9 protein-coding genes are annotated in these 14713 nt (G+C 62.1%); 2 read left to right on the forward strand and 7 right to left on the reverse strand.

From position 1 onward, the window contains the following. The 4 genes from NKH17_RS32475 to rpsL all read right to left on the reverse strand — a co-directional run. A partial coding sequence (locus NKH17_RS32475) for a GTP-binding protein (RefSeq protein WP_245464554.1) occupies window positions 1–103 on the reverse strand: 103 nt, incomplete at its 3' end. A 67-nt stretch (window positions 104–170) separates the two neighbouring features. Beyond that, entirely contained in the window at window positions 171–2261 is a 2091-nt protein-coding gene (fusA, locus tag NKH17_RS32480) for an elongation factor G (RefSeq protein ID WP_254817148.1), read from the reverse strand. A 30-nt stretch (window positions 2262–2291) separates the two neighbouring features. Then, window positions 2292–2762, reverse strand: coding sequence for a 30S ribosomal protein S7 (gene rpsG / locus NKH17_RS32485; RefSeq protein WP_008875664.1), 471 nt, complete (start codon window positions 2760–2762; stop codon window positions 2292–2294). Window positions 2763–2847: 85 nt separating this feature from the next. Next, window positions 2848–3219, reverse strand: a complete 372-nt coding sequence (gene rpsL, locus NKH17_RS32490) for a 30S ribosomal protein S12 (protein WP_006333356.1) — start codon at window positions 3217–3219, stop codon at window positions 2848–2850. Between the two features lie 462 nt (window positions 3220–3681). Between rpsL and NKH17_RS32495 the strand changes: the two genes are divergently transcribed. Then, window positions 3682–3963, forward strand: coding sequence for a transcriptional regulator (locus NKH17_RS32495; protein ID WP_254817147.1), 282 nt, complete (start codon window positions 3682–3684; stop codon window positions 3961–3963). A 123-nt stretch (window positions 3964–4086) separates the two neighbouring features. Then, window positions 4087–5016 carry a Gfo/Idh/MocA family protein gene (locus NKH17_RS32500; protein ID WP_352480671.1) on the forward strand — a complete coding sequence of 310 codons (930 nt, stop codon included), beginning with the start codon at window positions 4087–4089 and terminating at the stop codon, window positions 5014–5016. Window positions 5017–5064: 48 nt separating this feature from the next. Here the strand turns inward: NKH17_RS32500 and NKH17_RS32505 are convergent, their stop codons facing one another. From NKH17_RS32505 to rpoB, 3 genes are all read right to left on the reverse strand, one after another. Next, entirely contained in the window at window positions 5065–5730 is a 666-nt protein-coding gene (locus tag NKH17_RS32505; protein ID WP_352480673.1) for an O-methyltransferase, read from the reverse strand. Between the two features lie 85 nt (window positions 5731–5815). Continuing rightward, entirely contained in the window at window positions 5816–10012 is a 4197-nt protein-coding gene (rpoC, locus tag NKH17_RS32510; protein WP_352973461.1) for a DNA-directed RNA polymerase subunit beta', read from the reverse strand. 188 nt (window positions 10013–10200) lie between these two features. After that, the gene (gene rpoB / locus NKH17_RS32515) at window positions 10201–14337 is read right to left on the reverse strand and encodes a DNA-directed RNA polymerase subunit beta (protein ID WP_254817143.1); all 4137 of its coding nucleotides are present in this window, start codon (window positions 14335–14337) and stop codon (window positions 10201–10203) included. Window positions 14338–14713: the final 376 nt, after the last annotated feature.

Here is a 14713-nt window from a genome sequence, read left to right on the forward strand (position 1 = left end):
ACTTGGTGATCGCCGCCGTCAGCGACGTCTTGCCATGGTCGACGTGACCAATCGTGCCAATGTTCACATGAGGCTTAGTGCGCTCGAATTTACCTTTTGCCATGTGATCTCTCCATTCCTGCCAGCCCGTGCGGGCCTTGAATTAAGTTACTGGTGCAACTCGTTTCGAGTTACGCGTATTTCTTCTGGACTTCCTGGGCGACCGCGGTCGGGACCGGCTCGTAATGGTCGAACTGCATCGTGTAGGCCGCGCGGCCTTGGCTCATCGAGCGAAGGTTGTCCACGTATTTGAACATGTTGGCGAGCGGCACCATCGCGTTGATGACCACCGCGACGCCGCGGGCCTCCTGGCCCTGGATCTGGCCACGACGGCCGTTCAGGTCGCCGATAACGCTGCCGACGTAATCTTCCGGCGTCACCACCTCGACCTTCATGATCGGCTCGAGCAACTGCACGCCAAGCTTGGGCGCTGCTTCACGGAAGCAGGCGCGGCCGGCGATTTCGAAGGCCAGAACCGACGAGTCCACGTCGTGGTAGGCGCCATCGATCAGCGTCGCCTTGACGCCGATCATCGGGAAGCCGGCGAACGGGCCCGAGGTCATGACGCTGTTGATGCCCTTTTCGACACCGGGGATGTATTCCTTCGGCACAGCGCCGCCGACAATCTTGGTTTCGAACTCGAATTCGCTGCTTTCCGGATTCGGCTCGAACAGGATCTTGACGCGGGCGAACTGGCCGGTACCGCCGGTCTGCTTCTTGTGCGTGTAGTCCTGCTCGTGCTTGCGGGTGATCGTCTCGCGGTAGGCCACCTGCGGTGCGCCGACATTGGCCTCGACTTTGAACTCGCGGCGCATGCGGTCGACGATGATGTCGAGGTGAAGTTCGCCCATGCCGGAGATGATGGTCTGGCCGCTTTCCTCGTCGGTCTTGACGCGGAAGGACGGATCCTCGGCGGCCAGGCGGTGAAGGGCGAGGCCCATCTTTTCCTGGTCGTTCTTGGTCTTCGGCTCGATGGCGATCTGGATGACCGGATCGGGGAATTCCATGCGCTCGAGGATGACCGGATGCAGCGGATCACTGAGCGTGTCGCCGGTGGTGGTGTCCTTGAGACCAGCGAGGGCGACGATGTCGCCGGCAAATGCCTCTTCGACGTCGGCGCGCGAATTCGCATGCATCTGCAACATGCGGCCGATGCGCTCTTTCTTGCCCTTCACGGTGTTGTCGACCGAGATGCCCTTGGTGAGCTTGCCCGAATAGATGCGGGCAAAGGTGAGTGAACCGACGAACGGGTCGTTCATGATCTTGAAGGCGAGCATCGACAGCGGCTCGTTGTCGTCGGCATGACGCTCGATCTCGGCGTCGGTCTTGGCGTCGACGCCCTTGATGGCAGGGACATCGGCCGGCGACGGCAGATATTCGACGACGGCGTCGAGCAGCGGCTGCACGCCCTTGTTCTTGAAGGCCGAGCCGCAGAACATCGGATAGAACTTCACCGCGATCGTGCCCTTGCGGATGAGTGCACGGATCTCGTCGTTGCTCGGCATCTTGCCTTCGAGGTAATTCTCGAGCGCCGTTTCGTCCATTTCGACGGCGGCCTCAATCATCTTCTCGCGGTATTCTTCGGCACGAGCCTTGAGGTCGGCAGGGATCTCGACGATGTCCCAGGCAGCGCCCAGCGTCTCGTCGCGCCAGACCAGCGCGTTCATCTCGACGAGATCGACGACACCCTTGAACTCGGTCTCGGCGCCGATCGGCAACTGCATGACGACGGCATGCGCACCGAGGCGCGAACCGATCATCTCGACCGAGCGGTAAAAGTCGGCGCCGATCTTGTCCATCTTGTTGCAGAAGATCATGCGCGGCACGCGATACTTGTCGGCCTGGCGCCAGACGGTCTCCGTCTGCGGCTCGACACCGGCATTGGCATCGAGCAGCGCGATGGCGCCGTCGAGCACGCGCAGCGAACGCTCGACCTCGATGGTGAAGTCGACATGGCCGGGGGTGTCGATGATGTTGAAGCGATACATCTTGCCGTCGCGACCCTTCCAGAAGGTCGTGGTGGCGGCCGACGTGATGGTGATGCCGCGCTCCTGCTCCTGCTCCATCCAATCCATGGTCGCAGCGCCGTCGTGGACTTCGCCGATCTTGTGCGACTTGCCCGTGTAATAGAGGACGCGCTCGGTGGTCGTCGTCTTGCCGGCGTCGATATGCGCCATGATACCGAAATTGCGGTAGTCTTCGATTTTATATTCGCGGGCCATGGGAGGTGCCTCTTCAGTCTCGTTCGCGCTTTACCAGCGGTAGTGCGCGAAAGCGCGGTTGGCTTCTGCCATCTTGTGGGTGTCTTCACGCTTCTTGACGGCGGTGCCGCGGTTGTTGGCCGCGTCCATCAGCTCGCCGGAGAGGCGATCGACCATGGTGGTCTCGTTGCGGTTGCGGGCGGCGGCGATCAGCCAGCGGATGGCCAATGCCTGACGGCGCTCGGGTCGCACGTCGACCGGAACCTGGTATGTGGCGCCGCCGACGCGGCGCGAACGCACTTCCACATGTGGCGCGACATTGTCGAGCGCCTGATGGAAGACGGTGACCGGCTCCTGCTTGGTCTTGGACTGGACCTGGTCGAGCGCGCCGTAGACGATGGTCTCGGCAACCGACTTCTTGCCATCATACATGACGGCATTCATGAACTTGGTGACGATCAGGTCGCCGAACTTCGGGTCCGGATTGATCTCACGCTTTTCTGCACTGTGACGACGGGACATTTTTTCTCTGCCTCAATTCTACGCGGTGGCCTGGATCCCGGATCGTCGCTTGACGCCGTCCGGAACGACCTTGGCTACGCTTCGGTCACTTCGGACGCTTGGCGCCGTATTTCGAACGGCGCTGCTTGCGGTTCTTCACGCCTTGCGTGTCGAGCACGCCGCGGATGATGTGGTAACGGACGCCCGGAAGATCCTTGACGCGGCCGCCGCGGATCATCACCACCGAGTGTTCCTGAAGGTTGTGGCCTTCGCCGGGGATGTAACCGATCACTTCAAAACCATTGGTCAGGCGGATCTTGGCCACCTTGCGCAGCGCGGAGTTCGGCTTCTTCGGCGTCGTCGTGTAGACGCGCGTGCAGACGCCCCGCTTCTGCGGGTTCTGCTGCATGGCCGGGACCTTGTTGCGCTTCACCGGCGCAATGCGCGGCTTGCGGATCAGCTGGTTGACGGTAGGCATTAAACCCTCTTGTCTCTCAATTCCGTGTCTTGCCCGGTCAGGGCCGCTCAAAGCGTCATTTCCATACGCAAATTCGGGCCACAAACCGCGCCTCGCGGTCTTGCCCGAACAAATGGCAGAGGAAGCGGAAGCCGCTTCATGCACGCCGGAAATGTCTTTTCGCTCGTAAAACGAACCCTGTTTGAGGCAAACTCCAAAGCGTGTCGCTTCGGAAGCGAGAGCCTCACATCGGTTCTGACTGGGCGGCTTCTACTCGTGTGGCCACTGTCCGTCAACCCCGGAGCGGCAAATATTGCGCTGAACCCGAGGTTTGGCAGCCATGCGAAAAACGCATGTAATTTTCTTGCGCCGTTTTTCAAGAGGAAGGCAGAAAGTGACCGGCTTGCGGCTGTTTCCACGCCGTGCTTCGTGCGAAAAGGCGGCATGAACAGCCCAAAACCCCTCGCCCGGAGGTACGAACCCGTGAATGACAATGAGGAGCGCCCGGTCACCATTATTACCGGCCGGGTGTGGAAGCGCAAAGGCGGCAAGCCGGAAGGCGTGCATGTGATGCTGGTCGCCCCGGACGACGATTCGGCGGTGCGCCGCGCTCTCGAATCACTTGCCGCGGAAGGTTACGCCGAGGCCGAGCTCGACCAGATCGGTGACCTGGACGGCGTGCCCGACGAGGAGCCGCATCTGTCCGCCTATCAGGGCGCGCTCGAAGGCGAAGTGTCGATCGTGACCTTCGATGTGCCGATCTGAAGAGATCTGAATCCCGGTCGATCTCACGGCCGGCGACAAAAGCCCGGCGACTTGCCCGACACAAGTTCTCTGCTAAGAAGCGACCTCTGGTAAAACCAAGCACACTCAACCTGCGGAGCTCCCATGTCCTCTAGTCCCATCAAGCTCGGCATCGTCGGCGTGGGAAAGATCGTCCGCGACCAGCACCTGCCGGCCTTGGCGAAGGACCAGGATTATCGCCTGGTCGCCGCAGCGAGCCGCCACGGCAAAGTCGAAGACATCCCGAATTTCCCGACGATCGAGGCGATGCTCGACGCGGTGCCGGAGCTCGAGGCGGTGTCGCTGTGCATGCCGCCGCAGTTCCGTTATGACGCCGCACGCACGGCGCTGGTGGCGAAAAAGCATGTCTTCCTGGAAAAGCCGCCGGGCGCGACCGTCAGCGAGGTCGAGGACCTGAAGGCGCTGGCGGCAGCGAACGGCGTCTCGCTGTTCGCCAGTTGGCATTCACGCTATGCGCCGGCTGTCGAGGCGGCTCGCGCTTTCCTCGGTTCAACCAAAATCAGATCGGCCGCCATCATCTGGAAGGAAGATGTCCGCCGCTGGCATCCGAACCAGGAGTGGATCTGGGCACCGGGCGGCTTCGGCGTCTTCGATCCCGGCATCAACGCACTGTCGATCGCCACCCACATCCTGCCGCCAATGTTCATCAGTTCGGCAGAGCTCGATTTCCCCGAAAACCGCGCGGCTCCAATCGCCGCCCATATCGCCTTCCGCACTTCGAACGGTCTGCCGGTGACGATGGAACTCGACTGGCGCCAGACCGGCCCGCAGAGCTGGGACATTCTGGCCGACACCGAGGCCGGATCGATGGCGCTTTCTGGCGGCGGCTCGAAGCTCGCTGTCGATGGCCGCGTCGTTCACGAGGAGCCGGAAGCGGAATACCCGATGCTCTACAAGCGATTCGCCGAGATCGTGCGCGCCGGCACCTCCGACGTCGACCTCGCGCCCCTGCAGCACGTCGCCGACGCCTTCATGCTGGGCAGGCGCAATGTGGTGGAAGCGTTTTTCGATTGATCAGCGGGCGTCGGCCGGATCGCATGTCCGGCCACTCACCGCGCAAATTCAATTGACGATCGCTATGGCAAAGCCGTCATAGCCCTTGGCGCCAACAGTCTGGATCGCGGTGCCTTCCAGACGCTTGTCGCCGCCGATGAACGAAAACGCCGCGCGTGCCCCTTCGACATTGGCGTCACGACCATCTTCATTCACCACCGCGCCGTCACGGATGACATTGTCGCAGACGATGACGGTCCCCGGCCTCGAAAGACGCATGGCCCAGGACAGATAGTGCGGGTTGTTCGGCTTGTCGGCGTCGATGAAGATGAAGTCGAACGGCCCGGCATTCTCGGCGCCTAACGCCGCAAGCGATTGAAGCGCCGGTCCGACCCGCAGTTCTACCCGGTCCGACACCCCTGCGCGTTCAAAGTTCGACCGCGCGACACTGGCGTGGTGCGGATCAAGCTCGAGCGTCACGACCTTGCCGTCCACGGGCAACGCTCGCGCCATCCAGATTGTCGAATAGCCGCCCAACGTGCCGATTTCGAGTACCTTCTTAGCTCCCTGCATTCGCGCAAGAAGTGACAGCAGCTTGCCCTGTGCCGGCGAAACATCGATCGCCGGCAGGCCGTGGTCATGGTTGGCCGCCAGAACGGCATCGAGGGCGGGATCCGCATCGAAAAGAGCCTCGACAATGTAGTCGTCGACAGAAGCCCAGGTCTTCATGCTCATCGTTTTCTTCTCCGATCCGATTAGAGAACCAAAATGCGAAAAGGGGCCACTTGGGCCCCTTTTCTATCTTCTCTTTCTTGCGCGCTTACTGCGCGGCGGAAGCCATGTCGGTCAGCATCGGCTCGGCGACCTCGACGCCAGACGCCTTGCGGCGCTCGTCGATGATCAGCTCGTCGCGCGAGGTGGCGATGCGCCGGATCTGGCTCATCGTGCCGCCGGTGCCGGCCGGGATCAGCCGGCCGACGATGACGTTTTCCTTCAGGCCCTGCAGCATGTCGGTCTTGCCGGCAACCGCAGCTTCGGTCAGCACCCTCGTCGTCTCCTGGAAGGAGGCGGCCGAGATGAAGGACGGCGTCTGCAGCGAGGCCTTGGTGATGCCGAGCAGCACCGGCTGGCCTTCTGCCGGCTTCTTGCCTTCCTCGACCAGGCGCTCGTTGACCTCTTCCAGTTCGATCACGTCGACGTGGTCGCCCGGAATGTAGGTCGAATCGCCCTGCGTGGTGATCTCGACTTTCTGCAGCATCTGGCGAACGATCACCTCTATGTGCTTGTCGTTGATCGACACGCCCTGCAGTCGGTAGACTTCCTGGATCTCGTTGACGAGGTAGGAGGCAAGCGCCTCCACGCCCTTGATCGCCAGGATGTCGTGCGGCGCCGGATTGCCGTCGAGGATGTAGTCGCCCTTCTCGATGACGTCGCCGTCCTGGAGATGGAACGGCTTGCCCTTCGGGATCAGGTATTCGACCGGCTCAAGCGTCGAGTCATGCGGTTCGATGATGATACGGCGCTTGTTCTTGTAGTCGCGGCCGAAGCGGATCGTGCCATCGATCTCAGCGATGATGGCGTGATCCTTCGGACGGCGTGCCTCGAACAGCTCGGCAACACGCGGCAGACCGCCGGTGATGTCCTTGGTCTTGGCGCTCTCCATCGGAATACGCGCCAGCACGTCGCCGGGGCGAACCTGTGCGCCCGGCTCGACCGAAAGAATGGCCTCGACCGAGAGCAGGAAGCGGGCGTCGCCACCCTTCGACAGCTTGCCGACCTTACCCTTGGCATCCAGGACGGCGATCGCCGGCTTGAGGTCGTTGCCGCGTGGCGTCGAACGCCAGTCGATGACCTCGCGCTTGGTGATGCCGGTCGATTCGTCGGCGGTTTCCTGAACGGAAATGCCGTCGACCAGATCCTCGAACGCGACCTTGCCCTCGATTTCGGTGAGGACCGGGCGGGTATAAGGATCCCACTCGGCGATACGCTGGCCGCGCTTCACCTTGTCGCCATCGTCGACGAAGATGCGCGAACCGTAGGTGACGCGGTGCGTGGCGCGTTCCTTGCCGGCCTCGTCGAGGATCAGCACCGCCATATTGCGGCCCATGACCATCAGCTGGCCGTCGGAGTTGCGCACCACGTTGCGGTTGCGGATCTCGACCTTGCCCTCGTACGAGGCTTCAAGGAACGAGGAATCCACCACCTGCGCCGTGCCGCCCATGTGGAAGGTACGCATGGTGAGCTGGGTGCCCGGCTCGCCGATCGACTGCGCCGCGATGACGCCGACAGCCTCGCCCTGGTTAACGGGAGTGCCGCGGGCCAGATCGCGTCCGTAGCAGACCGCGCAGACGCCGACCCTGACCTCGCAGGTCAGCGCCGAACGGATGCGGACCGACTGCACGCCGGCCTTTTCGATCAGTTCCACGTCACGCTCGTCCATCAGCGTTCCGGCCTTGACCAGAACCTCGCCGGTGACCGGGTGGGTGATGTCGTCGAGCGAGGTGCGGCCGAGAACGCGCTGGCCAACCGAGGCGACGACCTGACCGGCATCGACGATCGGCTGCATAGTGAGGCCCTTGTCGGTGCCGCAGTCGAGCGAGTTGACGATGCAGTCCTGCGCCACGTCAACGAGACGACGCGTCAGATAACCCGAGTTCGCCGTCTTCAAGGCGGTGTCGGCCAGACCCTTGCGGGCGCCGTGGGTCGAGTTGAAGTACTCGAGCACGGTGAGGCCTTCCTTGAAGTTCGAGATGATCGGCGTCTCGATGATTTCACCGCTAGGCTTGGCCATCAGGCCGCGCATGCCGGCAAGCTGGCGCATCTGGGTGGGCGAACCGCGCGCACCGGAGTGCGACATCATGTAGATCGAGTTCATCGGCTTCTGACGGCCGTTGTCCTCGAACTCGACAGCCTTGATGCGGGCCATCATTTCGTCGGCGACCTTTTCCGAGCACTTGGCCCAGGCGTCGACGACCTTGTTGTACTTCTCGCCCTGGGTGATCAGGCCGTCATTGTACTGCTGCTCGTACTCCTTGGCCAAAGCCTCGGTGTCGGACACCAGCTTGATCTTGGCGTCCGGAATCAGCATGTCGTCCTTGCCGAACGAAATGCCGGCACGGCAGGCGTGGCTGAAGCCGAGAGCCATGATGCGATCGCAGAAAATGACCGTCTCCTTCTGACCGCAATGGCGGTAGACGGTGTCGATCATCTTGGAGATGTTCTTCTTGGTCATCTCCTGGTTGGCGGTCTCGTACGGCACATTGTGGTTCTTCGGCAGAAGTTCGCCGATGATCATGCGGCCAGGCGTAGTGTCGTAGATCTTCGACACGACCTTGCCGTCGGCGTCGACCGTACGGAAGCGCCCCTTGATCTTGGCATGCAGTGTCACCGCCTTGGTCTCGAGCGCGTGCTGGAGTTCGCCCATGTCGGCAAACACCATGCCCTCGCCCGGCTCGTTCTGGTTGACGATCGAGAGATAGTAGAGACCGAGAACCATGTCCTGCGACGGCACGATGATCGGCGCACCGGAAGCCGGGTGCAGGATGTTGTTGGTCGACATCATCAGCACGCGGGCTTCGAGCTGCGCTTCCAGCGACAGCGGCACGTGGACCGCCATCTGGTCGCCGTCGAAGTCGGCGTTGAAGGCCGTGCAGACCAGCGGGTGAAGCTGGATCGCCTTGCCTTCGATCAGGATCGGCTCGAACGCCTGGATGCCGAGGCGGTGCAGCGTCGGCGCGCGGTTCAACAGCACCGGATGCTCGCGGATGACCTCGTCGAGGATATCCCAGACCTCCGGACGCTCCTTCTCGACCAACTTCTTCGCCTGCTTGACGGTCGAGGAGTAACCCTTGGCGTCGAGACGGGCGTAGATGAAGGGCTTGAACAGTTCGAGCGCCATCTTCTTTGGCAGGCCGCACTGGTGCAGCTTGAGCTCGGGACCGGTGACGATGACCGAACGGCCGGAATAGTCGACGCGCTTGCCGAGCAGGTTCTGGCGGAACCGGCCCTGCTTGCCCTTCAGCATGTCGGACAGCGACTTCAGCGGACGCTTGTTGGCGCCGGTGATGACGCGGCCGCGACGGCCGTTGTCGAACAGTGCATCGACGGCTTCCTGCAGCATGCGCTTTTCATTGCGCACGATGATGCCGGGCGCGCGCAGCTCGATCAGCCGCTTCAGGCGGTTGTTGCGGTTGATGACGCGGCGATAGAGATCGTTCAGATCCGACGTGGCGAAACGGCCGCCGTCCAGCGGGACAAGCGGGCGCAGGTCCGGCGGGATCACCGGAACCACTTTCATGATCATCCATTCCGGACGGTTGCCGGACTCCATGAAGTTCTCGACGACCTTGAGCCGCTTCAGGTACTTCTTCTGCTTGCGCTCGGAGGTGGTCGAAGCCAGTTCCGAGCGCAGATCGCCGGCGATCTTCTCGAGGTCCATGCCGGCCAGCAGGTCGTGGATCGCCTCGGCGCCAATCATGGCGGTGAACGAATCCTCGCCATACTCGTCGACGGCCATCATGTACTCTTCCTCGCTGAGCAGCTGGTGCTCCTTCAGCGCGGTCAAGCCGGGTTCGGTGACGATGTAGTTCTCGAAATAGAGGACGCGCTCGATGTCCTTCAAGGTCATGTCGAGCAGCGTGCCGATGCGCGACGGCAGCGACTTCAGGAACCAGATGTGGGCGACCGGTGCCGCCAGCTCGATATGGCCCATGCGCTCGCGGCGGACGCGCGACAGCGTGACTTCGACGCCGCACTTCTCGCAGATGACGCCCTTGTACTTCATGCGCTTGTACTTGCCGCACAGGCACTCATAGTCCTTGATCGGACCAAAAATGCGTGCGCAGAACAGGCCGTCACGCTCCGGCTTGAAGGTGCGGTAGTTGATGGTCTCCGGCTTCTTGATCTCGCCGAACGACCAGGACAGAATCTTCTCAGGGCTGGCAAGCGAGATCCGGATGGAATCGAACACCTGCGCGGGCGCCTGGGGATTGAAGAGATTCATGACCTCTTGGTTCATGCCGTTCTCCTTTTCGGGGTCCTCGAAAACCCCTTGCATCTAGCGCGGGCCAAACGCCCGCCGACTTGATCGGCCATCGGCCGAAGAAACTCTGTTGTTTGAGCATGATCTTGGCCGAAAACCGGTAACCACTTTTCGGGATCATGCTCGGCGTCCGGTCGCGGGAAGACCGCGGCCGGACGTCTTGCTTATTCGGCCGCGTCGGGCAGCCGGATCGGGTTTTCGTCGAGCTTGGTGTTCTCCAGCTCGACGTTGAGGCCGAGAGACCGCATTTCCTTGACGAGAACGTTGAAGCTCTCGGGGATGCCGGCCTCGAAGGTGTCGTCGCCCCTGACGATCGCCTCGTAGACCTTGGTGCGGCCGGCGACGTCGTCCGACTTCACCGTCAGCATCTCCTGCAGCGTGTAGGCGGCGCCGTATGCTTCGAGCGCCCAGACCTCCATCTCGCCAAAGCGCTGGCCACCGAACTGCGCCTTGCCGCCCAGCGGCTGCTGGGTAACGAGCGAGTACGGCCCGATCGAACGCGCGTGGATCTTGTCGTCCACAAGGTGGTGAAGCTTGAGCATATATATATAGCCCATCGTCACTTTGCGATCGAACGGCTCGCCGGTGCGTCCGTCATAGAGCTGCGACTGACCGCTGGTGTGCAGGCCCGCCTGCTCCAGCATGATGTTGATGTCGGCCTCGTGCGCGCCGTCGAACACCGGTGTCGCGATGGAGACGCCGCGGCGCATCTGCTCGCTGAGGCGAATGATGCTCTCGTCGTCATATTCGCGGATCGGCTCGTTGCGGTCGTTGGCCGGCATGAAGCTCTCGAGCGTCTTGCGCAGCGGCTTGATGTCGCCCGCCGTCTTGTACGCGTCGATCAGATCGCCGATCTTCTTGCCCATTCCGGCGCAAGCCCAGCCCAGATGCGTTTCCAGGATCTGGCCGACATTCATGCGCGACGGCACACCCAGCGGGTTGAGCACGATATCGGCATGCGTGCCGTCCTCGAGGAAAGGCATGTCCTCGACCGGAACGATCCGCGACACGACACCCTTGTTGCCGTGCCGGCCGGCCATCTTGTCGCCGGGCTGCATCTTGCGCTTCACGGCCACGAAGACCTTGACCATCTTCATGACGCCCGGAGGCATTTCGTCGCCGCGCTGCACCTTCTCGACCTTGTCCATGAAGCGCTGCTCGAGCGCCTTCTTGGAATCGTCGTACTGGCCACGCAGGGCTTCCAGCTCGCTCTGGAGCTTTTCGTTCTCCACGGCAAACTGCCACCACTGCGAACGCGGGTACTCGTCCAGCGTGTCCTTCGACAGCTTCGAGCCCTTCTTGAAGCCCTTCGGCCCGGCAATCGCTTCCTTGCCGACAAGAACGTCGGAAAGGCGCGAATAGACGTTGCGGTCGAGGATCGCCTGCTCGTCGTCGCGGTCCTTGGCGAGGCGTTCGATCTCCTCGCGCTCGATCGCCATGGCGCGCTCGTCCTTCTCGACGCCGTGGCGGTTGAAGACACGCACTTCGACGACGGTGCCGAAGGTTCCCGGAGGCATGCGCATCGAGGTGTCGCGCACGTCCGAGGCCTTTTCACCGAAGATGGCGCGCAGCAGCTTTTCTTCGGGCGTCATCGGGCTTTCGCCCTTCGGCGTGATCTTGCCGACCAGGATGTCGCCCGGCTGCACTTCCGCACCGATATAGACGATGCCGGCCTCATCGAGGTTCTTCAGCGCTTCTTCCGAGACGTTCGGGATATCGCGCGTGATCTCCTCCGGCCCGAGCTTGGTGTCGCGGGCCATGACTTCGAATTCCTCGATGTGGATCGAGGTGAAGACGTCGTCGGCGACGATGCGCTCGGACAGAAGGATGGAATCCTCGTAGTTGTAGCCGTTCCACGGCATGAACGCGACCAGCACGTTCCGGCCGAGGGCCAGATCGCCGAGCTCGGTCGATGGGCCGTCGGCAATGATGTCGCCCTTGTTGACCCGGTCGCCCATGCGCACCAGCGGACGCTGGTTGATGCAGGTGTTCTGGTTCGAACGCTGGAACTTCATCAGCCGGTAGATATCGACGCCGGACTTGCCGGGATCGAGATCTTCCGTGGCGCGGATGACGATACGCGTCGCGTCCACCTGGTCGACGATGCCGCCGCGGCGGGCGCCGATGGCGGCGCCCGAGTCACGGGCGACGATCGGCTCCATGCCGGTGCCGACGAACGGCGCTTCGGCGCGCACCAGCGGCACGGCCTGACGCTGCATGTTAGAGCCCATCAGCGCACGGTTGGCGTCGTCGTTTTCGAGGAACGGGATCAGAGCCGCGGCCACCGACACCATCTGCTTCGGCGATACGTCCATCAGATCGACGTTTTCGCGCGGCGCCATCATCACTTCGCCGGCGTTGCGGCAAATGACGAATTCGTCGACGAAATGACCATTCTTGTCGAGCTCGGCATTGGCCTGCGCGACGTGGTGCTTGGCCTCTTCCATAGCCGACAGGTAAACGACCTCATTGGTCAGCTTGCCATTGACGATCTTGCGGTACGGGCTCTCGATGAAGCCGTATTTGTTGACGCGCGCGAAGGTCGCCAGCGAGTTGATCAGGCCGATATTCGGGCCTTCCGGCGTCTCGATCGGGCAGATGCGGCCGTAATGCGTCGGATGCACGTCGCGCACTTCGAAGCCGGCACGCTCGCGGGTCAGACCGCCCGGTCCAAGCGCCGAAAGACGGCGCTTGTGGGTGATCTCCGACAGCGGGTTGGTCTGATCCATGAACTGCGAAAGCTGCGAGGAACCGAAGAACTCGCGCACGGCGGCAGCCGCCGGCTTGGCGTTGATCAGGTCCTGCGGCATCACCGTGTCGATCTCGATCGAGGACATGCGTTCCTTGATCGCGCGCTCCATGCGCAGCAGGCCGACCCGGTACTGGTTCTCCATCAGCTCGCCGACCGAGCGCACGCGGCGATTGCCGAGATTGTCGATGTCGTCGATCTCGCCCTTGCCGTCGCGCAGTTCGACCAGCGTCTTGACCACGGCCAGGATGTCCTCCTTGCGCAGCACGCGCACGGTGTCCTCGGCCTTGAGCTCAAGGCGCATGTTCATCTTGACGCGGCCGACGGCCGACAAGTCGTAGCGCTCGCTGTCGAAGAACAGCGAGTTGAACATGGCTTCGGCGGTCTCGAGCGTCGGCGGCTCGCCCGGGCGCATGACACGATAGATGTCGAACAGTGCGTCCTGGCGGCTCTCGTTCTTGTCGACGTTGAGCGTGTTGCGGATGTAGGCGCCGACGTTGACATGGTCGATGTCGAGAACCTTGATCTCGTCCTCGCCGGTGCCGAGCAGCACTTTCAGCGTCTTTTCGTCGATCTCGTCGCCGGCTTCGAGGAATATCTCACCGGTCGCATAGTTGACGATATCCTCGGCGAGATAGTTGCCGAGCAGATCCTCGTCGGTCGCCTTGATCGCCTTGAGACCTTTTTCGCCAAGCGCCCTGGCCTGGCGGGCAGTGATCTTCTTGCCGGCCTCGACGACGACCTCGCCGGTGTCGGCGTCAACCAGGTCACCAACGGCCTTGAGGCCGCGGAAACGCTCGACGTTGAATGGGATACGCCAATGGTCGCCGGCGCGCTTGTAGGTGATCTTGTTGTAGAAGGTCGACAGGATCTCTTCGCCGTCCATGCCGAGCGCCATCAGCAGCGACGTGACCGGAATCTTGCGGCGGCGGTCGATACGGGCGTGCACGACGTCCTTGCTATCGAACTCGATGTCGAGCCATGAGCCGCGATAGGGAATGACGCGCGCGGCAAATAGAAGCTTGCCGGACGAGTGCGACTTGCCCTTGTCATGGTCGAAGAAGACGCCCGGCGAACGGTGCATCTGCGAGACGATGACGCGCTCGGTGCCGTTGACGATGAAGGTGCCGTTCAAGGTCATGAGCGGCATGTCGCCCATGTAAACGTCCTGCTCCTTGATGTCCTTGATCGACTTCGCGCCGGTATCCTCGTCGATATCGAACACGATGAGGCGCAGCGTCACCTTGAGCGGCGCCGCGTAGGTCAGGTCGCGCTGACGGCATTCGTCAACGTCGAATTTCGGTCCCTCGAACTCGTACTTCACGAATTCCAGCATCGAGGAGCCGGAAAAATCGGAAATCGGGAAGACCGACTTGAAAACTGCCTGCAGCCCCTCGTCAGGACGCCCGCCCTTGGGCTCCTCCACCATCAGGAACTGGTCATAGGATGCCTTCTGAACCTCGATCAGGTTCGGCATCTCCGCAACTTCCGGGATCTTTCCGAAAAACTTGCGTACGCGTCTGCGGCCATTGAAAGTCTGGGTCTGGGCCATCGTCGCTCCTTAGCTCAATTCTCGGGACGAGCCTCGCCGCGGCTCGCCTTGCATCTCGGGCCACCTTGGCGGCCCTGTCTTGTTGCCCGCCGCCTGTCGGCGGCTTCTTGTCTTTTCACCCACCACCAATTGGCGGTGGACCAGAAACGGGAGAAAACCCGTTTCCTGAAGGCCGGTTTGCGGCCCTCAGGAAAGAGGTTTTCGCACTCTTCGCGCTATGAGCCTCCCCTAGACGTGATGGGAGTGGCGGGGCGCCCCCCCCCCGACCCCCGGGAAAAAACAAATAATAATATAAAACAAAGGGGCCGCGGCGTGCACACGGGGGGGGGAAATTTTAGCCGGGGGCCGGGGGGGTTATGTATAAAAAAAAAAACCC

This window comes from Mesorhizobium sp. M1334, assembly GCF_040317995.1.
Taxonomy (GTDB): Bacteria; Pseudomonadota; Alphaproteobacteria; order Rhizobiales; family Rhizobiaceae; genus Mesorhizobium.

Coding starts and splice junctions, on each gene's coding strand:
- rpsL (WP_006333356.1), bottom strand. CDS start 3,219: ATGCCTACCGTCAACCAGCTGATCCGCAAGCCGCGCATTGCGCCGGTG.
- NKH17_RS32505 (WP_352480673.1), bottom strand. CDS start 5,730: ATGAGCATGAAGACCTGGGCTTCTGTCGACGACTACATTGTCGAGGCT.
- rpoB (WP_254817143.1), bottom strand. CDS start 14,337: ATGGCCCAGACCCAGACTTTCAATGGCCGCAGACGCGTACGCAAGTTT.
- NKH17_RS32500 (WP_352480671.1), top strand. CDS start 4,087: ATGTCCTCTAGTCCCATCAAGCTCGGCATCGTCGGCGTGGGAAAGATC.
- rpsG (WP_008875664.1), bottom strand. CDS start 2,762: ATGTCCCGTCGTCACAGTGCAGAAAAGCGTGAGATCAATCCGGACCCG.
- fusA (WP_254817148.1), bottom strand. CDS start 2,261: ATGGCCCGCGAATATAAAATCGAAGACTACCGCAATTTCGGTATCATG.
- rpoC (WP_352973461.1), bottom strand. CDS start 10,012: ATGAACCAAGAGGTCATGAATCTCTTCAATCCCCAGGCGCCCGCGCAG.